This is a genomic window from Sagittula sp. NFXS13, from assembly GCF_040148795.1.
Taxonomy (GTDB): domain Bacteria; phylum Pseudomonadota; class Alphaproteobacteria; order Rhodobacterales; family Rhodobacteraceae; genus Sagittula; species Sagittula marina.
The window spans coordinates 277,741-299,260 of record NZ_JAGEMH010000001.1 but is presented as its reverse complement, the minus strand read 5'-3'; the positions used below and the strand labels follow the sequence as shown (position 1 = coordinate 299,260).

Below are 21,520 nucleotides of genomic sequence, written 5' to 3'. Positions count from 1 at the left end.
CGGACTGGTTCCGAGCCGTTTTGCGTAGTCAGCCACCCGGACTGCCGCTCATGTCTTTCAGCAGGCGAATGGCCTCTGGCGCGGTAAAGGCGGTCAAATGGCCGCCGCGTGCGCCCCCTTTCATATCCGTCAGGTCGATGACCTGCACCGGAAGGCGGCCCAGCCTCGCAGGGTCGTCGATAGAGCCGAGCCTTGTGGGTTTGCCGGTCAGAAAGGCCGAGAGTTCCAGCACCCTGTCCCGCTCTGACACCAGCAAGGTAAAGGGGCGCGGGAAGGGTTTTATGCGGCTGGCCTGACGGACAAAGACATCCTCGTCGATGTCCGGACTGATGAGCGCGACGCCGGTCACATTGGCAAGAGCCGCGCGGTTGCCGGAGATCGACATTTGCCGCAGCGTCTCCATCACCAATTGGCTGCCCATGGAATGCGCCACCACCAGCACACCGTGGCCGCCTTTGTCGAGCGCTGTCAGCAAAGTCTCCAACCCATCGCGGGAAAACATCACGCTGTCACGGTCGTAGGCGTAGCCACGCGGACTGCCCGCTGACGGCCATGAAAATGCGATCACCGGGACGCGGGCGTCATAGTCGACCGCGACCTGCCCCAACCGATAAATCGCTTCGGCGTTGTTGATGTTGAAGCCGTGGACGAACAGCACCACCTCCTCGCCAGGTGCGCCATGCTGGTCGAGCGCGGCGACGAAGGCCTCCGCGTTTTGGTACCCGACACTGGCGCTGACGATGAAGTGCTTTTGTGGGTCCGGCACAGCACTTCCAGGCCATTCGATCTGGCCGGTGGTGTGCGCCGGCGGCACCGACAGGTCCACCCTACCAAAACGCAAGGTCGGATCGCGCACATCGCCCAACTGCTGGCCGAAGAAGATCGACTGTTCGACTTTACGCGGCAGGCGATTCGAGGCGACAAAAACCTGCTGAACCTGAGGCTCTGCCCCGGCGAGAGTTGGCATCAACGTCACCACTCCGCGCGGCGCGCAAGCCAAGAGAACCAGACCAAGCAGGATAGAAAAAGGGAATCGCGTCATGGGCGCAAGATACCCTGACATGCGGCTGACGCCAGAGAAGCTTTGGTCATGGCAGGAATGCAACGGTCCGAAGCCGATTCGCGGCCTCACAACACTGTTGGTTTCACTGATTCGCTGCCTATGACAAATTGGCGACAATAGCATCCAGAGACGATGCACCGCAGGCAGACACATTCATGACGCACCGCCAATCTCGTCCGTCGCTCGGCAGCCTTGTGTTCTTTGCAGGGACCATGAGCCTTTCGGCCTATTTTACCTTTGCCGCCGTGCAGGGGGATTTTGGCGTGTTTCGCCGTGCCGAGATTTCAGTGGAATCCTCAAAGCTGCAAGCAGAGCTGGACGAATTGCAGGACGAGGTGACGCGCATGGAAAATCTCACCATGCGTCTGTCGGATGACTATCTGGACATCGACCTGCTCGACCAGCAGGCTCGCGATGTGCTGGGGCTGGTGCGCGGCGACGAGATCGTCGTGAACTAGAGACCCATCCTGGCTTTATGCGTAGATCCCAGACCCTTGCCAATTAATCTGACGTATTGAGCGCGAAATAATCTTGCGTTGTCTGGACGCCATGGGCCGGCCAGTCTACCCTCAGTGACAACCGTTTAACATTAAACATGTCCTGGGGAGGAGAGGCGATGGTCACGCGAAAGCCGGCTGCAAAGCCGAACGTCTCAGCCGATGCGCTGAAGACTTGGTATCGCGACATGCTGCTGATCCGCCGGTTCGAGGAAAAAGCCGGACAGCTTTATGGCATGGGTCTGATCGGAGGGTTCTGTCACCTCTACATCGGTCAGGAAGCCGTCGTCGTTGGGCTGGAATCCACTGCAGAAGAAGGTGACAAACGCATCACCTCGTACCGCGACCACGGGCATATGCTGGCCTGCGGCATGGACCCAAAAGGCGTCATGGCAGAGCTGACGGGACGAGAGGGCGGCTATTCCAAAGGCAAAGGCGGCTCGATGCATATGTTCAGCCGAGAAAAGCACTTTTACGGAGGTCACGGGATTGTTGGCGCGCAAGTGCCGATTGGGGCCGGGTTGGCGTTTTCGGACAAGTATCGCGGCAACCAGAACGTGACATTCACCTATTTCGGCGATGGCGCCGCAAATCAGGGTCAGGTCTACGAGACCTTCAACATGGCCGCTTTGTGGAAACTGCCGGTGATCTTTGTGATTGAAAACAACCAATACGCCATGGGCACGGCGCAGGTGCGCTCCACCTCCACGCCGGATCTGCACACACGCGGAGAAGCCTTTGGCATTCCCGGCGAAATCGTCGATGGGATGGACGTGCTGGCGGTGCGGGACGCAGGCGAGAAAGCGGTGAAACACTGCCGATCCGGCAAGGGGCCGTATATCCTCGAAATCAAGACATACCGTTATCGCGGTCACTCCATGTCCGATCCGGCGAAGTATCGCACGCGGGAAGAGGTGCAGAAGATGCGCTCTGAACGAGACCCGATCGAACATGTCCGTGAGCTATTGCTGCAGGGCAAGCACGCCACCGAGGACGACCTGAAAGCCATCGACAAGGAGATCAAGGCGGTGGTGACAGACGCAGCTGATTTCGCACGCAAGTGCCCCGAGCCGAAGCTGGACGAACTTTGGACGGATGTCTACGCAGACGCCGGGGAGGTCAGCTGATGGCGACCGAGATCCTCATGCCCGCGCTTTCCCCCACGATGGAAGAAGGCACATTGGCCAAATGGCTGGTGAAAGAGGGCGATACCGTACACTCCGGCGATGTGATCGCAGAAATCGAGACCGACAAGGCAACGATGGAATTCGAGGCCGTGGATGAGGGCGTCATTGGCCGCCTGCTGGTGGCTGACGGCACGGCCAATGTCGCGGTGAACACCCCCATCGCCGTGCTGGTGGAAGATGGCGAGACGGTCGAGGCTCCGCCCAACCGCCCTGCGCAACAGCCGGTTCCGGCCGACAAGACGCTGACCTCGGAAAGCGCACCTGCATCTGCCAAGCAGCACCCCTCCCCCGGTTCGTCAACACAGGATGCGCCCGAGTGGACCGCGCCGGAACCCGATTGGCCTGAAGGCACAGAAACGCGAAGTCAGACAGTCCGAGAGGCCCTGCGCGACGCGATGGCCGAAGAGATGCGCCGGGACGGAGACGTGTTCCTCATGGGCGAGGAAGTGGGCGAGTATCAGGGTGCCTACAAGATCAGCCAGGGATTGCTGGACGAATTCGGATCGAAGCGCGTGATGGACACGCCGATTACGGAACACGGCTTTGCCGGGATCGGTGTCGGTGCGGCCTTTGGCGGTCTGCGCCCGATTGTCGAATTCATGACGTTCAACTTCGCCATGCAGGCGGTAGACCAGATCGTCAATTCCGCGGCCAAGACCCTGTACATGTCCGGCGGGCAAATGGGGTGCCCGATCGTGTTCCGTGGCCCCAATGGCGCAGCGGCCCGGGTCGGCGCGCAACACAGTCAGGATTACGCCGCATGGTACGCCCATATACCCGGGCTGAAGGTGTGCATGCCATACTCGGCCTCTGACGCGAAAGGCCTGCTGAAAAGTGCGATCCGCGATCCGAATCCGGTGATTTTTCTCGAAAACGAGATCCTGTATGGGCGGTCCTTCGACGTGCCAATCATGAAGGATTTTACCGTGCCTTTCGGCAAAGCCCGCATCTGGCGAGAGGGCACAGACGTCACGCTGGTGAGCTTTGGGATCGGGATGACCTACGCGCTGGAAGCCGCTGAAAAGCTGGCAGCCGAGGGGATCAGCGCCGAGGTCATAGACCTGCGGACGCTGCGGCCACTCGACACTGCCACGGTGATTGCCAGCGTGCAAAAGACCAACCGTTGCGTCACGATCGAAGAGGGCTTTCCGGTGGCCAGCATCGGCAACCATATCTCGGCCAAATTGATGCAGGAGGCGTTCGATTATCTCGACGCCCCGGTGATCAACCTGACAGGTAAGGACGTGCCGATGCCCTACGCCGCCAATCTGGAAAAACATGCGCTGGTGACCACCGACGAGGTGATCGCAGCCGTCCACAAAGTCACCTATCGCTGAAGGGAGCGTCATGGCTGAAGAGATCGAGATCCTGGGCCTTGGCCCGAACGGGCTTGCCGTTGGCATGGGGCCACACACCGCTTTGGTTCCCATGCCTTTGCTGGAACGCGAGATGATGGAAGTCACAAAAGATGGCGCGGAGGAATGGGCCGCCGCGCAAAGGTTTGAACTGGCACAAGCCATTGGCAAGCTGGTGAAGGGCGAGGTGCCCCCCGCCCCCTTTGACGGCATGGTGTTGGAAGCGGAGGCCTGAGCAATGCCTATCGAGATCCAGATGCCTGCCCTGTCTCCGACGATGGAGGAAGGGACATTGGCCAAATGGCTGGTGAAGGAGGGCGACACGGTCACCTCTGGCGATGTGATCGCAGAGATAGAGACGGACAAGGCAACGATGGAGTTCGAAGCCGTGGACGAAGGGGTGATTGCCCGGATCGACGTGGCCGAAGGCACCGCACAGGTGAAGGTGGGCACGGTGATTGCCATGCTGCTGGAGGACGGCGAAAGCGGTGCGGACCTTGGGTCTGGACTGGGCGCGTCGGTATCAGTCCCCGAGCCAGAGGTCGCGGCGACGCCGACCGTGGCTCCTGCCGTTGGGCCTGGTGACAAAGATGCGCGTATCTTAGCCTCACCGCTGGCGCGCCGCATTGCTGAGGAACGCGGCCTGGACCTCAGACAGATCACCGGATCCGGGCCACGCGGCCGGATCGTCAAAGCGGATGTGGAAAGTGCCCTGGCCGGTTCGGTTGCGACTGCAACGCCGTCGAAAAAGACGGCACCCTCCGCCGTACCCGCACCTGCCCCGGTCGATCCGGACAGCGTTTTGGCGCTCTATGCGGATCGGGCGTATACCGAGGTGCCGCTGGATGGCATGCGTCGCACCATTGCCGCACGTCTGACCGAGGCAAAGCAGACCATCCCGCATTTTTATCTGCGCAGGGAAATACGGCTTGATGCGCTCCTGTCGTTTCGGGAACAGCTCAATGCCCAGCTGGCAAAGCGTGGCATGAAACTGTCGGTGAACGACTTCATTATCAAGGCCTGCGCACTCGCACTGCAGGAAGTGCCCTCAGCCAATGCCGTTTGGGCGGGTGACCGTATTTTGCAGCTCACCCCCTCAGACGTGGCCGTGGCGGTGGCCATTGAAGGTGGGTTGTTCACCCCGGTGCTGAAAGATGCCGAAAGAAAATCGCTCTCGCAGCTGTCATCTGAAATGAAAGACCTTGCCGCACGGGCCCGTGACCGCAAGCTTGCCCCACAAGAGTATCAAGGCGGGAGCTTTGCCATTTCCAATCTGGGAATGATGGGGGTGGAGAATTTCGATGCTGTCATTAACCCGCCTCATGCGGCGATCCTCGCAGTGGGCGCAGGGATCAAGAAGCCTGTGGTAGGCGCAGATGGTACGCTGGGGGTCGCCACCGTGATGTCGGTGACGCTATCAGTGGATCACAGGGTGATTGATGGGGCGCTGGGGGCCGAATTGCTCGGCGCGATCAAGGAAAACCTAGAAAATCCTGTGGCGATGCTTGTCTGATTAAGAATGCATAAGGCCTCGAAATCCTCTGGGCCTTTGCTTCAATTGTCGGACGCTTTTACATTCCGAAGGTGTCACCTTTGAACACATGATCCATCTGCATGGCGGGCTGGTCGCAGCCCGCTTCGCCGACGATCTTGGCCGGAATGCCCGCAACGGTGGTGCAAGGGGGAACCTCTTTGAGAACGACAGAACCGGCCGCAATGCGGGAGCAGCGGCCCACTTTGATGTTTCCCAGAACCTTAGCGCCCGCGCCGATCAGAACGTTGTCACCGATCTTGGGATGGCGATCACTGTCTTCCTTACCGGTGCCGCCCAGCGTCACCGAATGCAGCATCGATACGTTGTCGCCGACCACTGCCGTCTCACCGATGACGATGGAGTGTGCGTGGTCGATCATGATCCCCCGCCCGATGCGTGCCGCGGGGTGGATATCAATGCCAAAAGCCTCTGAGGAGCGCATCTGAAAGAAATACGCCAGATCCTTGCGCCCTTGACGCCAGAGCCAATTTGCGACCCGATAGGCCTGAACCGCTTGAAATCCTTTGAAAAACAAAAGCGGTTGAAGGTAGCGATGACACGCAGGATCACGTTCAAAGGTGCCGGTGATGTCCGCGCGCGCTGCCTGGCCCAGTTCAGGGTCGGAGGCATATGCCTCATCACAGATTTCCCGCAGAATCTGTTCCGACATTTCACCATTCGCGAGCTTCAGGGAGGTGCGGAAACTGAGCGCGCGTTCAAGGCTGGGATGGTGTAGAATAGAGTAATGCACCATGCCACCCAGAAGTGGCTCAGCGGCAACGGCCTCTTCTGCTTCATGCGTGATGCGCCCCCAAACGGGATCAACCTCGGCCAGTCTTGCGCGTGTCTCAGCCATACGGCGTCCTCCTTGGGCCTCAAACTTGAGGATTAGATTAGCAGATAGCCCCTATCATGAGAAACGCAATTCCGTGATGGCGCAGATTGTCAAAAGAAATGTTCAAATCCGCTCTTTGCTGGGTGCAAAATGCCTGCGCAAGGCGTCAATGATCGTGGCATGACAGTGAAGATAGTCCGGGTCGCTGAAATTAGGCTCTTTCGCAACGGGATGCGCTAGGGCGGCGGCCATCAAAGTACCATCACCCCAATGCGCGTGGCATTTGCCAAGCCTGCGTCGATGACGGTCCGCGGCATGGGCTTGCGCAATGATATCATGGGCAAGTCCGGGGCGCACGGACTGTGGCACGCGCAACAAAGCGCGCGCCACAGCGGTTACATCGCCTGCGAGGACCGGTCTCATGCCTCTCGTCGCATACTGGCAAAGGGTCCGGGACCGAAGCGTCCCGAGATCTGCGCCACAGCAAGATCGTAGCTGCCCGACAGATTGTCCGCGGATTGCTCAGCCGCCGTGTAGGTCCAGCTTGGCGTGTCTGTCTGAACCTCACGCACGATAGTTCCCGCTTGCAGCACGCGGACCAGATAGGTTTCCCTGTCCTCGCCGAGCGGCACCTCGTAGAGGTCCCAGCCATCTCCGTCGATACGCGTGCGTCTCACCCAGCTGAGCGACAGATCCCCGCCGGTTTCCATGACAGTCAGATGCGCCGGACGATAGGGACGAAGACCATTTCCGTTGAACGCTTCTACCTGATGTACGAAAGACGGGTCGTCATAGGCGCGCTTGGCCGGCCCGATCCGAAAATGGCGTGAAACGCGTCTGAGCGAAGGCGACAAACCGATTTGCTCCGCAGCGCCATTCATCAGCACAACGTAGGACCCGGCGGGCCAGACCTCCGGCATCACGGAATCGCTGCCCGCCTGGCCGCGCAGACGATGAGACAAGGCCCATTGATCTTCAGACAGCAGAGCCGCATCCCGAGACTGGAACAACTCCCAATTGTCCGCCGATCCATCGCCAATGGCCATCAAGTTGCCCCCGGCAAGAAAGGCCGCCTCTCCGATGGAGGTCAAGACACCATGGGCGAGCCGAACGCGCAATGGCGCTCCGGGGTCTATCAACCCAGGGCGCGCGGCCATGAGCGGGGTTTGGGTGACACCAACCACCGCGCGGGTGGGTATCAGCGTGTTGAGCGTATAATCCGCGTCGTCCGGCGCGTCATAGACCGCGACAGATCCGGCCCAATTCTGCGCCGTGACCGCCAGATGTGGCGCATGCGGCACCTCCTCACCGCTCATGAGCGGCAAGTCCATGAACAACGGCGTCACCGGACCGACGGCTGTAAATGGCCGGAGCGACATGGCTTCATCATGATACGGCGACGGTTGGAATACATCCGGTTCGATCCGCACAGCGTCGATCACTTGATGGTCCATCACGTCCACCCGATCGACGCGAGCCAGTACAGGACCGGATTTGGTAGGCACCCGCACCACATCCCCCGCGCCAATTGCAATCCGCGATGGCGGCAGGGCAAAGCGCAGGGTGTCGCGCGCCACGCGGGCCTCAGCCAGCCAGCGTTCCGCAGTCTGCCGCCCCTCCGCACGGGTCATGGAGAGAGCTATATCCGTGTCTGCGACGGCGTGTGTGGCATCATCGGGCAGCACGGCTTCTTCAGATGCAATCTGGTGGTCGGCATCGGCGAGCACAAAGCCCAGGCGCACACGGCCTGTCATCTCTGCCTCGCCGGCGCGAACCTCCACAAGGTCGCCGTCCGTTTCTTCGCTGACTGCAAGCGAATCCAATTCCAGATCGACCGGGGACTGACCACTCCGCATCCGAAAGACCAGCACACCATCCCGCTCGATGGCGTCAAATCCATACGCCAGCATCAGCGGCTGCAAGCTTTGCCGCGCGTCTGCAACCCCCGGGCCCACATACCCGCGGACGAACCCGACAAGCCCACTGGTGTCGACATGCGCAAGGCCAACCCGCTGGCAAATTTCATCTACCACGGACGATAGCGTCCGCCCGGAAATCCGACCGTTCAACCAATGCCCAGCGCGGTAGTTTGGCCCATCTGACCAAAGATCCTCATTGGCAGGAAACCAAGGAAAGGGTCGTGCATCCCACGCCCAGACAAACGCGTGGTTCATATCCAGCATCGGCCCGCCGTAGACGCCAGAGGTCGGATTGTTGGCAGCCTCATCCCAGTAGCCCAGCATCGCGCGAAGGTATTGGTGTTGGATTGCCTCGTCCCGCAAGCCATTCGAATAATGCGGCAAGCTGGATTCAGAGGACTTCGGATCAACAAATTTGTTTGGCTGGTTTGTGCCCTTATCCACCGAGGCACAGCCCAACTCCGTAAACCAGATGGGCTTGCTTTGCGGAACCCAAGCCGTGGATGACGCCAAACGCACACCAACGATGCGCTCGTGGTGAGCATTGCCCCACCAATTACGGATGTCCTTGTACCGCCAAACCCATGGCTCCCCGTAGGTGCCATCGGTGATGGCCGTGCGGGTCTGCGTTTCGCGCGCCTCCTGCGAGGGATAATACCAATCGTAGCCCTCACCGCCCTCGATGTTGGCGCGCAGATACTCAATGTTGTGGATTGCGCCCCATTCCGCATCTGCATGGTCGCTCTCATCGCGCCAATCAGACAGCGGCATGTAGTTGTCGATGCCGACAAAATCGATGTTCGGATCGCTCCAAAGAGGGTCGAGGTGAAAATAGAGATCACCGGAGCCGTCCTGCGGATGATAGCCGAAATACTCCGTCCAATCGGCGGCATAGCCGATCTTTACTCCCGGCCCGAGAATGGCACGGCACTCCACGGCAAGAGCTTTCAACGCCGCGACAGCGGGAAAGCCCGCAACTCCACGGATTTGCGTCAGTCCACGCATTTCCGAGCCGATGCAGAACGCCTCGACGCCGCCCGCCGCAGCACACAGCGCCGCCTGATGCAAAATAAAGCGGTTGTAACGCCATTCCGGAGGACCGCTGTAGCTTACGGAGCCGTCATTGATTGAGAAATCCGACGCTTGGGCTGTTCCAAAAAACGCAGCGACCTCCGTATCAGCGGCGGCTGATTGATCAGGCGAGCCGCTCTGCCCCGTTGCCAAGCTCAAGGTGATGCGACCACGCCAAGGTAAAACTGGCTGATCTGGCTCGCCTGTCCACGGATCAGTCAGTCCATTACCCTCCATCTGCTCCATCAAGATGAACGGATAATACATCACGTCCAGACCTTGCGCGTTCATTCTCTGGATCGACTGGATGACGGATTGGTCGGTGGGCGTTCCCCCATAGACAGGACGACCGTCCTCCTTCGGGACTTCGAGCGCCTCATCCCGCGTTACGCCGCTCACCGTCCACGGCATCTTGGCGTCGTATTCGGTTTGCTCGACCTTTGGCATGATCTGACAGGCGCCACAGCGCAGGTCACTCCCGAACCAGCTCACGATCAGCGAGCTTGCTGTGCAGGCCGGTGCCTCGTCGGTCAATTGGCGCAGAGACGTGTTGAAATCCGGCTCTTCCGCCGGTGAATTGACATTGGCCACAGCCTGACCGCCTGACCCGACGCCAAAGATCTTCTCGGACCCTGCCTGATGGTTCCAATACACCGGCTCTGTGGCCAAGGCGTACTCGCCCGTCCCCGGGATCATCGCAACGGCGTTCAACAAAGCGGGCAGTTGGTCTGAGCCAAGGTCAGGGCGCGTGACCTCAAAGCTGAACTGAGGCACACGATTGCCAAAGCGCGTCAAATCCAAGTCTTCTATAACAACATAGGCCGTACCACGATATGCTGGCACCATCCCCGTGCCTTCGACGGCTTCCATCTTGGGATCAGGCTGCTGGTTCTGGCTGCCGGAGTAGACGCGCATATTCAGATCATCGACGGGTATTTCTGCGCCATCGGCCCAAATCCGATTGACGCCGGTGATCTCCCCCTCGCAAAGCGCCATCGCAAGGCTCACTGTGTAGCTGTAGCTCACAACCTTCGGCTCCGCCGGCGATGACGTCCCCTTGCCCCCGCCGGAGCCACCGCTCTTCTTGCGATGTTCCACGAATTCCGTCGCCCAGATCACATGACCGCCGATGCGGGCACGTCCGTAGACCTGACCAATCGGATGGCCCTCACCAGAGCCTGTGATGCGAAACCGCTCAACGCGACCCGTTTCCACCACGTCCGACCCCTGCCCCATAAGGCGCTGGCTCATTAGTCGCGCATCAATGGAACGGCCGACGGCCGCCCCGACAAAACGTCCGGCTGCCATGGCAGACAACCCCAGCACGGAGCCACCGATCGAACTGCCGATAGCCGCCCCTGCAGCGGATAAAAGGATCGTTGCCATCGCTCAAGCCTCCGTTGGAAAGGTAAAACGGGCCACCACCCGCCGCGCCCATGGTGCGCTTAGCGCGCTTTCGATCACGCCGTGACCGCTGTAGGCATGGACGAAACTCGGGGACTGCCCGACCTCAGCCTGCACGCCTAGGTGTTTGGCCACCGCGCCATCGCGCATGCGGAAGAGCAGAACATCACCGGGGACCGCATCAGTCAGTGTCTTGCGGCGAAGATGGGTCAGGCCCGCGCGCAAAAGACGCTCGTCCCCCTGAGGTTCAGACCAATCGCGGGTATAGGCCGGGATGGGCTCCGGCTCTGCTCCGATGATGTCGCGCCAGACACCGCGCAACAGACCAAGGCAATCGCATCCAGCGCCTTTGACAGAAGCCTGGTGCACATAAGGCGTCCCGATCCATGCGCGCGCCGCGGTCACAATGGCAGTCATCGTCGGCTCCCCCCGTTCTTTGCCTTTGCACTGGAAGGTTGGACTGTCATCCAGTCATCCTCCGGCACATCAGGGAATCCTTGAAAGTTGATCAGGTTGGCGAATTTTTCGCGACAGGTGCGGAACAGCTTGTCACAGCCAGCATCGAGCCGCACCAAGTCGCCTGCCTGCGGTTTAGCGCGCAGCGGTTCCCAGATCTCGATGACACGAGAGCCATCGGATGTTCGGTGATCACGCTTTATCGCCGCAACAAGGCCAGAAGCTGAACCGCTCAAAACTGTCAGCTTGCCACGTTGAAACCAGCCATCTGCAAATTCAGACAACATCCCGCAATCGAACACCCGTGCATCTTCGACAGCGTCCAAAGCGGTTTCATGACGGTAGCCTCCGGTTCCGAGGTCAAAGCCACAGGAACTGTCGCCCAAGACCGCTGTGCAGGGCTTTTGAAATACGCGCCCTACAGGTCGGTTCAGTCGTTCCGTCAGCCCGCACAATTCGGCGTGGAACGCACCGTCGCCACGACGAAGCTCGCCGATATGGCCTCGGAACATGACGCGCCGGGCGTCGACATCAGCCCAATTCACCAACCACGCTGTCACCTCCGCCCCATCATAGCGGCCAGCAGCGATGTCTTCCTCACGGATCGCAGTATCGGTGAGCGCGCCCATGGCTTCAGTGTTGTCCACCGACAGACCCGTCGCCTGTGCCAAAGCTCGGGCGGTCAAGCCTGTCTCCGCCTTGAAGGTCACGCCATCAAAGGCAAGGTCACGATCATGATCGGTGAAGCCAAGGATGACGCCGTCCGACCGTGTGACTGCCCAGGCGCGTGCGACCGTACTGACACCCTCTGCCAGATGCGCATGTAACGCTTCTCGTCCCATCAGACCCGCACCTCCACGACCGGCACATCCGGCACCTGGCCCGCGCGAAAGCTCGCCACGCTGACCGTGATCCGATCCGTGTCAAAGCGGACCGGCACATCAAACTCGAAACCCGCTGTGACTTCCTTCTCTGAGGCCGGCGCGGTGGCGAGGGTGACGATCCCAGTACTTGCATCGACGGTAAAATCCACTCCCTCAGTCAGAGCGGTCCCATCAACGGCAATCACCACTTTACCTGCCATGGGCTTGGTAATCGGCCGCGCATAGGATCCCTCGCCCGAACGATAGGTCTTGATCAGCGGAAAACTGACCGCCGCCCCATCCCCCAATGCGATGACCTGGTCCGACGCAGATATCGTGTCAGACGGTAAGCAGGATTTGAAATCAACCCAGTCCTTCCATCGGAATCCGAACAGTTGCCCCTGCCGTGCCTCGAAGAAATCAATCACCGAAGACACATCATCCAACGACCGCATCCCAAGCCCCGCGTCGTAACGCCTGCGCGAATGTGCCCACGGCGTGTTGCGCTCTTCGAACCCGCTTGTCAGCGAGACGATGTCGGTCCGCCGCTCTGGCCCGCCGACCGAGCCAAAGCTCAGGTCCGTCGGAAATCTCACCTCGTGAAAGCCCATCTGTCCCTCCGTCTACCTTGATTTTCAGCGATTGCGCGCACCACGGCCCAGCGCCGTGCTCATTCGTGCCGCGATCTGGCTTTGACTGCGCTCGAAAGACCTCGCATCCGGCGTCGTGATGTTCATAATCACCGTGACCGGTTGACCGCCACCAGCAGCCCGCACGCCCAGTTTGCCATCGGCCCCACGTGCCAGTGGCATGATGGCTTCGGGCCCTGCCTCGCCCATCAGACCCGCACCGCCCCGCATCGGAAATACCGTCGGGCCATTCACGATCCCACCGTTGGCAAAGGGCATCACCCGGCCTTGGGCAAAACCGCCCCCCTTCGCAAATGATGAATGGTCGCCCAGTACCGACGACACGCCAGAGGCTATAAAGCCACCGACATGATTGGCCACAGGACGGACCGCGGCTTTCCATGCCGCGTCGATCATCGACTGCGCTACGGTGCCCAGCGCGTCCGAAAGTTTCATGCCGTCCAGCACCACGCCGTCGATGGCGCGCGACACACCGCGCGACAGGCTTGCCTCCAACCGGACGGCGCTGCGCCCCGTGGCGGAAAAGGTCGTGTTGATCCTGTGCATTTCTGCGTCAAAGGCCGCTGCCATGCTGGTGGCCCCGGACAGGGATCGTTCCAGCTTGGCCGCCTCTTCGCCCAGATCATCCACATCCAGTGTATTCATATCTCTTCACTCCTGTCCGGAAAGGCCGCCATCAGCGCGTCCAGCCGCTGACGCCCCAATGGGCGCCCGCCAGAGCCTTCACCAAGCAGCATCTGCAATTCGGCGGGGGTCAGCGCCCAGAACTCCCAAGGCTTCAACCCGAGGCCCCGCATGCCGGCCCGCATCAACGCGGGCCAGTCAAAGCCTTCCGGCTCAGGCCGCGCCATCTGCCTGCTCCGGCACCATGAAGGCACGGGCCAACAGCTCAGCCGCAGCCCGAGCAGCCACCATAGGCCCGCCTTCGATTTCAGCTGTCGTCAGATCCGAAGCCCGTCCAGCCCAGCCACCGCCGCGCAGACCCGCCACGATCAGCGCCAAAACGTCACGAGTGCTGAAGTTGCCCGCCTCGAACCGCTGCGCCAGCTCCACCAGGGATCCGGTCTGCAAACCCGCTTCAAGCTCCGCCAACGCACCAAGCGTCAGCCGCATCACATGGCGCTTATCATCAATGACCAGCGCCACATCTCCCCGCCACGGATTGGCCATCACGCCACCGGGGCGGCGGTGAAGACCAGATGCCCCGCAGAGGCAAGCGCCATCTCATAGGTCGCCTCGCCGTTGTGAGATCCCGCGTACTCGATAGAGGTCAGCTGAAACTTGCCTTCGACTGTGCCGAAATCCGGAATGATCACCTGAAAGTCCGGGGTGACACCATCAAAGAAGATCTGCCGCGCGCGCTCGTCCGAGGTGTCATCCTTGAAGACGCCAGACCCGCTGATGTTGGCCGACTTCACCCCGGCACCCGCCAGCAGTTCCCGCCAGCCGTCCTGGCTTTCGAGCGTGGTCACATCCACACTATCGGCGTTGAAACTGACCCGCGTGGCCCGCAGCCCCGCCATGGTTTGAAAGACCCCATTGCCGGTCATGTCCACTTTGATCAACAGATCTTTACCGTTTTGAGCAGCCATAATTCATACTCCGTCCAAGATGTTTGATTGTCCCTGACCGGCCCCTCAAGGCGCAGTCGTGTCCTCGACCCGAGCGCGAAACGTCAGATCAATCCGACGTCGCCCATCGGTTTCTCGTTTGGCGGTGGCTTTGCGAAACCACATGCCGATCAGCCGGCCACGGGTCAGTGCGACCTGCGCATCCTGCAAGCTGTCGCTCACCAGACCGGCGGCTTGCTTGGCACCCAGAAAACCTGAATTTTCTGACACCACGGAAATCACGAATTCATGCCAGGCACCGCTGTCGCTGCCATCGCTCGCGTCCCGCACCCGCTCCGGGCCAAGCGCAACATACATCGCGGGCAGCGGACCCGACGGCGGGTTGTCGAAGATGTTCCCATCCACCATCAATCCGAGCTGCATGTTGTCCTGAAGCAGTCCAAAGACAGCCGTCTGCAAGGAAGCCGAAAGCGCATAGGTCATACGTAGACCTCCTCTTTGCAGAGGCACCGCAGGTACAGACCGTGTGGTTCCTGTTCCGTGACGGACTCGATCAGCAGACGCCGACCGGCCATTGTGAACCGCTGGCCCGGTACGGGACGTGCCCACTGACCAATCGGTGCCGCGCGCACCCAGACATCAAAATCCGTGGTGGAAACCGCGCCAGCTTCGCCAGTGCTCAACCGCCCTGCCCCAGGCTTCACCTTCGCCCAAAGCGTGCCAACCGGCAGCCAAGTCACAGACGAGCCACCCGCATTGTCAGGAATCGCGCCCGAGGTCTCCAGCACCACCTTGTGGTTCAGTCGCAAAGACCGCTGTGCCGCCCCGCCCCTCATGCGCCCAGTCCGATGCGCACAGGACGATAGCGCGCGATCAGGCTCGTCACGCCGAAGGGCATGCATCCCTGACCCAGGGCTGTCTCGTCGCGATACTCGTAATAATGTGCAGCCAGAAGCATCACCGCCTGCTTCAGATCATCCGGGACGTCAGCAAAGCTGAAACCGAACCCTGCTTGAAATCGGATCTCCACCGACCCGTCTTCAGGAACGCTCGGAAAGCTGCCCAGAGCGCGCAGTTTTGGCGCAAAATTGTCCTTGATCAGACGGTACTTGCCCGGGTCCATCACATCGGTGCCGCCAAAGGCATCAACAACGACAACATCCGTCACAGACTGGACCGGTGCGATCGGCAGCTTTTGCTGTCCGAAATTCTGCCACGCTTCAAACGTCACCACAAAACCGCGCTGAATAAGGGCCTTGGATGTGCGAGCTTCGATCGCGGCAAGCGCTGCCCGCAAGAACGCGACGAGCAGATCGTCCTGCAGGTCGGTCTCGGAAAAACCGCTGCCCAATCGCAAATGCGCCTTGAACGCATCCACGGGAAGAGCCGCCTCCGCCACCTGTGTTTCTTCCACCAACATCATGTTTCTTCTCCGAAATCCTCGGCCCGCCGCCGCTGCGGCTCGGGACCCCATCATCAGGTGGGCGCGCGCCGCCCAGGTCGCACGGGCGGAGGGGAAGCTGGACAACTCAGGACCACGCGCGCCCGTCGGAAGGTGGCTCTCACCACCCCCCGGTCCGGTCCGCGTTTACGACGTTGCGCAGCGCAGCAACTTGATCGCCGAATAGTCGCTGACACCGCCGCCCACACGCTTGGAGGCATAGAACAGCACATGCGGCTTCGCAGAGAACGGGTCGCGCAAAACGCGAATGTCTGGACGCTCGGCAATGGTGTAACCCGCACCGAAATCACCAAATGCGATCGGATAGGTGTTGCTCCCGATGTCCGGCATGTCTTCTGCGATCAATACCTTGTAGCCCATCAGACGCGCAGGCTCCGCCGCAGCCAACCCGTCTGCCCACAGGTGACGTCCATCGTTGTCCTTGAGTTTGCGCAGCGCGCCAGCGGTCTTCGAATTCATCACGAAGGTGCCATTCGGGCGATAGCGGCTGTCCAGCGCGTAAACGAGATCGATCAGCGCATCCGCGTCGTCGATCGCAGAGGCAGAGCCGGATGCCACATAGCCGAGCGCCCCCCAGGACCATGTGGCGTTTGCAACGATGGTGTTGGTCAGCAGGCCTGTCGGCTTGTCCACACCGTCGCCGGAAATGAAGGCCGCCGCTTCGGCACGAATGAACTTGTCCGCGATGCGACCCGCCAGCCAGCTTTCCACATCGAACGCCGCGTCATCCAGCAGACGCTGCGAGACCTTTGGCATGGCATTCAGCTCATACAGCGGGATCGAAATGCGTTCGATGGTTGGCGTCGCGGTCTCCGCGGCCGTGGAGGTCTCCGCCGCCCAGCCCGCGCCGGTGTCATTGCGGTCAATCAAGACGTCGAAGGCAGAGGCTTCAACATTCACGACGTTGGAAATTGCGCGGATCGACACAAGGCTTTCCAGCTTCGACTTGATGATCTGCGACGTAGCAGGATCCACCAGGTAGCCGCCGTCCGCATTTACAGCTGTGGACATCGCCTTGCCTTCAAGTTCAATGCCCCGAAGGCCATCATCATCCCCTGAGCGCAGATAGGCATCGAACGCCTTCTGATGGGGGGCTTCGACCTCGGTGCGGGTCGAAAGGGCTGGGCGTTTCGCCAAGGCGGATTTATGATCAAGCATGGTCAGTCGCTCTTCCTGTTTTGAAAGCTTTTCTTCCAGATCGGCCTGAATGGCCTTGTAGTCCCCGATCAGTCCCGCCATCGCGGCACTCACTCGGGCGACCGGAGACACATCTTCCCCGGTCCGAGACGTGGTCCCGGTGTCACTCATCTTGATGTTCCTCGTATTGTGCCCTACCGCGCCCATGGGGTGCGGCCATGCGTGACGTGCGTCAGACGCCCGTCAGGTTCCGGCGCATACCCTCCAGGGCCTCCGCCAACTCGCGCAGGCCGTCCATATCCTGAGGAAGCTCTTCCCCCTTGGACGACACCCGCGCACTGGGCAGCATTGGAAAGGTCACCAGCGACACCTCCCAAAGCTCCAGTTCCGCCAGAAGCCGTTGGCCTCTGTCATTCTTTGTCGATTTCAGCGTGCGATAGCCGATGGACAGACCATCAATAGCGCCCGCTTCTATCAGCGCGGCGGCTTCCCGCCCCTTTTCCACACTGTCGAGCAGCCGCCCCTTTACGAACAGGCCGCGCTCATCCTCACGCACCTCGTCCCAGATGCCGATGGGCTGCGCCGGGTCATGTTGCCACAGCATCTTTACGGCGCGCCCCTCTGAAATCAGCCGCTTCAGCGAGCGGGCATAGGCCCCCTTTGACACAACGTCACCGCCTTGGTCGCACTTGCCAAAGAGTGAGGCGTAGCCTTCTATCTTCATGCCTTCGACCAAAACCGCGTCCTGATCGAAGCGGCAGAACTTGTGTTCCAGATCCATTTCCGTATCTCCTTTGAGGTGCTCACCTCGCAGCGCATTGAAATTCAGCGCACCTACGGTCGCTTTCTGCCCGGCGCACCTACGGGTGCCTTCTGCCCGGCGCACTTACGGTGCGACGCTCAAAATTCCTTGAAACGCTTGCGCCAGGATCACCGCCGCCACGCCGTAGACCGCCAGCCACAGCCGTCGCTCCAACCGTTCCATCAGGGCCTCAAGCCGTGTGAAGCGGTCGTTCAAAGCCTCGAACTGCAACTTCGAGACCCTCTCATGTGCCTCCAGCCGCATCCCCGGCGCACAGGCAAAAGGCTCCATCCGGCTGCGTCGTTCAGTCACCGCCAAGCTCCGCATCCGCATCCAACGCCGGCAAGCCCAGCGCCGCGCGCTTCTCAGCCACCGTCAGAAAATCCGCCGAGGCCACGCGGTTCCAAACCGCATCCCGCTCCACGGCAAGCGCAGGCACCTGATCAAGATCCGGCCGCAGCTCGACCTCCTCGCTGACAAAATCCGACAGCCAACGCCCCACCTGTTGCGCCACCTTTGAGGCCAACGGCAGCACGGTTTGACGATAGAACGCGCGATGCGCCTCGGCATAGTTGGCATAGGTCGCCTCACCCTGAATCCCCAGCAGCATCGGCGGGACGCCAAAGGCCACAGCGATCTCCCGCGCCGCTGCTTCCTTGGTCTTCTGGAACTCCATATCGCTGGGCGAGAAGCCCATCGGCTTCCAATCCAGGCCACCTTCCAGCAACATCGGTCGCCCGGCATTGCGCGCGCCTTGGTGATGCGCCTCCATCTCGGCGGTCAGGCGGTCATATTGCTCCGTTGTCAGGTGCCCCTGGCCATCCGCGCCCTTCCAGACAATCGCACCAGAGGGGCGCGCCGCGTTATCAAGCAACCCCTTCGACCAACGTGACGCGCTGTTGTGCACATCGACGGCCTGCGCCGCTGCCTGCAAAGGCGATAGGCCGTAGTGATCATCCTGCGGATGAAACGTCTTTACATGAAGAACAGGCGACACCGGGCCCGTCACATTGAAACGATGCTTGCGCCCCGCCACCTCGTAGACATAGGCCACGGGCCAGCCATCCGGCCCCGGCACAACGCTCATCCGGTCAGAGCGCAGCACATGCAGCTCATAGGGCAGCCCCTGTTCACCGGCGACCGCTTCGACGTAGCCATCCCCCGACAGCAACAGCTGGCCATAGAGCGCCTCGAACAATTCCGCCCGGCCCTGGCCGGGGTTCGGTGCCGTGACAAGTTTCAGGATCGGATGCTCGGCATACCGGGCCGTCTGATCCTGAAGTACTAGGGGCAGTGCCGCCGCTGACTCCGCGATGAGCTTCACCGCGCGAAACCCTACCGGATTGCCCGCAAACGCCTGCCGCGTCAGCGACACCGTATCCCGAGGGCTCCAGGCCACGCGTCCGCCGGACATATGAGCGACGACGCGCCCGGTGGCAGAGGCCTTCACCTCAGGCACAGCCGACGCCACATCGCGCGTTCCGGACCGCCGCAGAAAATCGAATACCATGGTCATGCTCCTTTTCCCTCCGGTCGCCACCAAGCCGTAAGGACCCGTGACAAACCTCCGAGCGCGCCGACATCCTGTCTCACGGCCCTTGGACTTGGCTTCTCGTCAAACTGGCGAAGACCCACGGTCAATCGCGCTTCGAGATACAGACTATGATTGGGAAGTTAAGGCTGGGTAGGACCACCGTACGGTGCCCAGACCCATGTTTTTCACAATAAATATCAGATACTTAAATATACACTTCGAAGGTCGGGGCTGCCCCCGACCTGCCTGTTACGCAGACCGGACGCGCGGCGCCTGTGGTCCACGGCCAAAGACCAACTCAGTCACCGCCCAAACCAACGCATCGACACGATCCGGGCTGCCCTGCCCCTCGAAGCCCATCGGTGTCATCAGGCACAATTGCGATTCCAGCTCAGACAGCCCGCCAGCGTGGCGTACCCGCCCCTGTTCATACAAGGCAGCCACAGGCTCCGCCCGCGCACTCTTGCCGTCCGTCGCATGAACACGGCGCACCGGAAGATCCGGGTCCACCTGATGAAGCACCTCCTCGACCATAGCTCCGCCTTGGTTTACCTCAGCCACAACCCGATCAGCGCCCCAGCGTTTCGCTGCGGCCGCCACCGCGCCCGCCCATCCCTGCGGCCGCATACCCCGTACACTGGCATCCTCCAGCACATGTACATGCAAACGTCCGTCCTCCGCACGCCACGCACCGGCCACCACGATCCCACAGGCGTCTGATCTTTTCGTGTCTCCCGCAGGCGGATCGACGGCAACCACGATGCGCTCCAGACCGGGAACCAGTCCCCCTTTCGCGGCATCCATCATCTCTCGCGTCCAAAGCGCGCCATCCACCTCATCCAGCAACATCCCGTCCAACTCCTGCCGCCCAAGCGAGGTGTCGGCATAGCGCGCCCTCACCTCCTGTAGAAAACTACTCGCCAGATTGGCGCGGTTCGCCTCAGTCGGCGCTTGCGTGACCACAGTGGACGGCACCGCCATGAGTTCCTTCAACACACCGACGTTGCGTGGGGTCGTCGTCACACACACCTGCGGATGCGCGCCCAGGCGCAAGCCGAATTGCAGCATGTCCCACGTGTCGCAAGCTTTCTTGCATTTCGCCAATTCATCGACCCATGCGCAGTCGAACTGTGGCCCGCGCAGCGCCTCAGGTTCGCTGGCGGAAAACAGCATCGCTTCGGCGCCATTGGGCCAGACCAGACAGCGCCGCGTCGCCTGCCATGTCGGGCGCCGATCCGGCGGCGAACAGGCCATGATGCCGCTGTCGCCAAAAACCATGACCTCGCGTGCTTGGTCGAAGGTTTCGCCGATGATCGCCAGGCGCCGACTTTTCCCCGGCGACAGCGGCAATGCGCCTTCGACCTGACGGCGCACCCACTCTGCGCCCGCGCGCGTTTTACCTGCGCCACGGCCGCCAAGGATCACCCAAGCCCGCCAGTCGCCATCTGGTGGCAACTGATGCCCATGCGCCCAGAATTCAAAAAGAAAAGGGAGCGCCATGCGCCCCCCTTCCGATAGCCCATCGAGGAACTCAGCCCTCTTCGCAGCAGGTTCGGATGCGAGCCAGACGGCACCCGATTTCAAGCTCTGCCGCATCAAGGTCGAGCCCCCAGGCACCGACAATGCCACTGTCTCGTTTTCTGATCGTATCAAGTTCAGCCTCCGTTTCTCTCAGGGCTTTCAGCCAATATCGCAGGTCAGACATCACACCGCCGACCTCGGTTTTCTTCGCCTCGCCGTTTCGGATTTTTCCCTGCAGGTCGCGGATATCCGCAGCCAGTTCGTCCAACGTCTGCGCAATCTCTTCGCGTTGCGCTTCAAGACGTCCGGCCTCACACACCGGAACCACCAGAACACAGCCTTGTTGTTGTTTGCTGCTCATATGCTCGACACCTTTTTTGCCTGTAAGGTTGCCCCTCCTCGGGCAGGCACGGAAACGGCCACCATGGGTCTTACCCTTTTGGCCCCTGCCGCACCTTGTCCAGCATGTCTGAAAAGCTACTCAGGACAGTGCGCTCAGTCAATCCAGACAGCGAACGCAAGGCGTTGAATTTGTTCACACTTCCAAACCACGCCTTAACGCGCGACACAGGGCTGACGCGCCATCCTCTCGCCTGAGGGATGAAGGCTGCACTGCGGAAATGACAAATTCTACGGAAAGCCATGTCAGGCGTCAGGAA

At 60.8% G+C, this 21,520-nt stretch carries 25 protein-coding genes; 5 read left to right on the top strand and 20 right to left on the bottom strand.

Going from position 1 to position 21,520, the window contains the following annotated elements; all coding sequences use genetic code 11:
- Positions 1 to 28: 28 nt before the first annotated feature.
- Complete coding sequence (locus J4E08_RS01430; RefSeq protein ID WP_349536977.1) at positions 29 to 967, bottom strand: alpha/beta hydrolase; 939 nt, start codon at positions 965 to 967, stop codon at positions 29 to 31.
- Positions 968 to 1,218: 251 nt separating this feature from the next.
- Here J4E08_RS01430 and J4E08_RS01425 point away from each other — a divergent pair, with 251 nt between their 5' ends.
- The 5 genes from J4E08_RS01425 to J4E08_RS01405 all read left to right on the top strand — a co-directional run bounded on the left by J4E08_RS01425 (position 1,219) and on the right by J4E08_RS01405 (position 5,615).
- Positions 1,219 to 1,521 carry an FtsB family cell division protein gene (locus J4E08_RS01425; RefSeq protein ID WP_183965208.1) on the top strand — a complete coding sequence of 101 codons (303 nt, stop codon included), beginning with the start codon at positions 1,219 to 1,221 and terminating at the stop codon, positions 1,519 to 1,521.
- Between the two features lie 158 nt (positions 1,522 to 1,679).
- Positions 1,680 to 2,687: a pyruvate dehydrogenase (acetyl-transferring) E1 component subunit alpha gene (gene pdhA / locus J4E08_RS01420; protein WP_349536976.1), complete on the top strand. Its 1,008-nt coding sequence runs from the start codon at positions 1,680 to 1,682 to the stop codon at positions 2,685 to 2,687.
- Entirely contained in the window at positions 2,687 to 4,084 is a 1,398-nt protein-coding gene (locus tag J4E08_RS01415; protein ID WP_349536975.1) for a pyruvate dehydrogenase complex E1 component subunit beta, read from the top strand. Before pdhA ends, J4E08_RS01415 begins: the two co-directional genes overlap by 1 nt.
- 10 nt (positions 4,085 to 4,094) lie before the next feature.
- Positions 4,095 to 4,337, top strand: coding sequence for a hypothetical protein (locus tag J4E08_RS01410; protein WP_183965214.1), 243 nt, complete (start codon positions 4,095 to 4,097; stop codon positions 4,335 to 4,337).
- Between the two features lie 3 nt (positions 4,338 to 4,340).
- Positions 4,341 to 5,615 (top strand): 2-oxo acid dehydrogenase subunit E2, encoded by a 1,275-nt coding sequence (locus tag J4E08_RS01405; RefSeq protein WP_349536974.1) that lies wholly within the window; start codon positions 4,341 to 4,343, stop codon positions 5,613 to 5,615.
- 58 nt (positions 5,616 to 5,673) lie between these two features.
- Here J4E08_RS01405 and cysE read toward each other — a convergent pair whose 3' ends face one another.
- From cysE to J4E08_RS01315, 19 genes are all read right to left on the bottom strand, one after another.
- Positions 5,674 to 6,492, bottom strand: coding sequence for a serine O-acetyltransferase (cysE, locus tag J4E08_RS01400; RefSeq protein WP_183965218.1), 819 nt, complete (start codon positions 6,490 to 6,492; stop codon positions 5,674 to 5,676).
- A 102-nt stretch (positions 6,493 to 6,594) separates the two neighbouring features.
- A complete protein-coding gene (locus J4E08_RS24460; protein WP_502949228.1) occupies positions 6,595 to 6,894 on the bottom strand; it encodes a DUF7742 family protein in 300 nt (99 codons plus the stop codon).
- Positions 6,891 to 10,847, bottom strand: a complete 3,957-nt coding sequence (locus J4E08_RS01395; RefSeq protein ID WP_349536973.1) for a baseplate multidomain protein megatron — start codon at positions 10,845 to 10,847, stop codon at positions 6,891 to 6,893. The genes J4E08_RS24460 and J4E08_RS01395 overlap by 4 nt, the downstream gene beginning before the upstream one ends.
- A 3-nt stretch (positions 10,848 to 10,850) precedes the next feature.
- Positions 10,851 to 11,282, bottom strand: coding sequence for a C40 family peptidase (locus J4E08_RS01390; protein WP_349536972.1), 432 nt, complete (start codon positions 11,280 to 11,282; stop codon positions 10,851 to 10,853).
- Positions 11,279 to 12,163: a phage/gene transfer agent baseplate hub protein gene (locus J4E08_RS01385; RefSeq protein ID WP_349536971.1), complete on the bottom strand. Its 885-nt coding sequence runs from the start codon at positions 12,161 to 12,163 to the stop codon at positions 11,279 to 11,281. The genes J4E08_RS01390 and J4E08_RS01385 overlap by 4 nt, the downstream gene beginning before the upstream one ends.
- Complete coding sequence (locus tag J4E08_RS01380; RefSeq protein ID WP_349536970.1) at positions 12,163 to 12,795, bottom strand: phage distal tail protein, Rcc01695 family; 633 nt, start codon at positions 12,793 to 12,795, stop codon at positions 12,163 to 12,165. Before J4E08_RS01380 ends, J4E08_RS01385 begins: the two co-directional genes overlap by 1 nt.
- Before the next feature lie 24 nt (positions 12,796 to 12,819).
- Entirely contained in the window at positions 12,820 to 13,479 is a 660-nt protein-coding gene (locus tag J4E08_RS01375) for an RcGTA-type gene transfer agent tail tape measure protein (RefSeq protein WP_349536969.1), read from the bottom strand.
- Positions 13,476 to 13,685, bottom strand: coding sequence for a rcc01693 family protein (locus tag J4E08_RS01370; protein WP_349536968.1), 210 nt, complete (start codon positions 13,683 to 13,685; stop codon positions 13,476 to 13,478). The genes J4E08_RS01375 and J4E08_RS01370 overlap by 4 nt, the downstream gene beginning before the upstream one ends.
- Positions 13,672 to 14,004, bottom strand: coding sequence for a gene transfer agent family protein (locus tag J4E08_RS01365; protein ID WP_349536967.1), 333 nt, complete (start codon positions 14,002 to 14,004; stop codon positions 13,672 to 13,674). Before J4E08_RS01365 ends, J4E08_RS01370 begins: the two co-directional genes overlap by 14 nt.
- Complete coding sequence (locus tag J4E08_RS01360; RefSeq protein ID WP_349536966.1) at positions 14,004 to 14,426, bottom strand: phage major tail protein, TP901-1 family; 423 nt, start codon at positions 14,424 to 14,426, stop codon at positions 14,004 to 14,006. Before J4E08_RS01360 ends, J4E08_RS01365 begins: the two co-directional genes overlap by 1 nt.
- A 45-nt stretch (positions 14,427 to 14,471) precedes the next feature.
- The gene (locus J4E08_RS01355; RefSeq protein WP_183965236.1) at positions 14,472 to 14,888 is read right to left on the bottom strand and encodes a DUF3168 domain-containing protein; all 417 of its coding nucleotides are present in this window, start codon (positions 14,886 to 14,888) and stop codon (positions 14,472 to 14,474) included.
- Entirely contained in the window at positions 14,885 to 15,241 is a 357-nt protein-coding gene (locus tag J4E08_RS01350) for a head-tail adaptor protein (RefSeq protein ID WP_183965238.1), read from the bottom strand. The genes J4E08_RS01355 and J4E08_RS01350 overlap by 4 nt, the downstream gene beginning before the upstream one ends.
- The gene (locus tag J4E08_RS01345) at positions 15,238 to 15,828 is read right to left on the bottom strand and encodes a head-tail connector protein (protein ID WP_349536965.1); all 591 of its coding nucleotides are present in this window, start codon (positions 15,826 to 15,828) and stop codon (positions 15,238 to 15,240) included. Before J4E08_RS01345 ends, J4E08_RS01350 begins: the two co-directional genes overlap by 4 nt.
- Before the next feature lie 165 nt (positions 15,829 to 15,993).
- Positions 15,994 to 17,175 (bottom strand): phage major capsid protein, encoded by a 1,182-nt coding sequence (locus J4E08_RS01340; protein WP_349536964.1) that lies wholly within the window; start codon positions 17,173 to 17,175, stop codon positions 15,994 to 15,996.
- Positions 17,176 to 17,236: 61 nt separating this feature from the next.
- Positions 17,237 to 17,785 (bottom strand): HK97 family phage prohead protease, encoded by a 549-nt coding sequence (locus tag J4E08_RS01335; RefSeq protein WP_349536963.1) that lies wholly within the window; start codon positions 17,783 to 17,785, stop codon positions 17,237 to 17,239.
- 105 nt (positions 17,786 to 17,890) lie between these two features.
- Positions 17,891 to 18,133, bottom strand: coding sequence for a GTA head formation protein, RCAP_rcc01685 family (locus J4E08_RS01330; RefSeq protein WP_349537444.1), 243 nt, complete (start codon positions 18,131 to 18,133; stop codon positions 17,891 to 17,893).
- On the bottom strand, positions 18,111 to 19,316 hold the full coding sequence (locus J4E08_RS01325; RefSeq protein ID WP_349536962.1) for a phage portal protein: 1,206 nt from the start codon (positions 19,314 to 19,316) through the stop codon (positions 18,111 to 18,113). Before J4E08_RS01325 ends, J4E08_RS01330 begins: the two co-directional genes overlap by 23 nt.
- Before the next feature lie 273 nt (positions 19,317 to 19,589).
- A complete protein-coding gene (locus J4E08_RS01320; protein ID WP_502949227.1) occupies positions 19,590 to 20,936 on the bottom strand; it encodes a DNA-packaging protein in 1,347 nt (448 codons plus the stop codon).
- On the bottom strand, positions 20,872 to 21,222 hold the full coding sequence (locus J4E08_RS01315) for a hypothetical protein (RefSeq protein ID WP_183965250.1): 351 nt from the start codon (positions 21,220 to 21,222) through the stop codon (positions 20,872 to 20,874). The genes J4E08_RS01320 and J4E08_RS01315 overlap by 65 nt, the downstream gene beginning before the upstream one ends.
- Positions 21,223 to 21,520 lie beyond the last annotated feature (298 nt).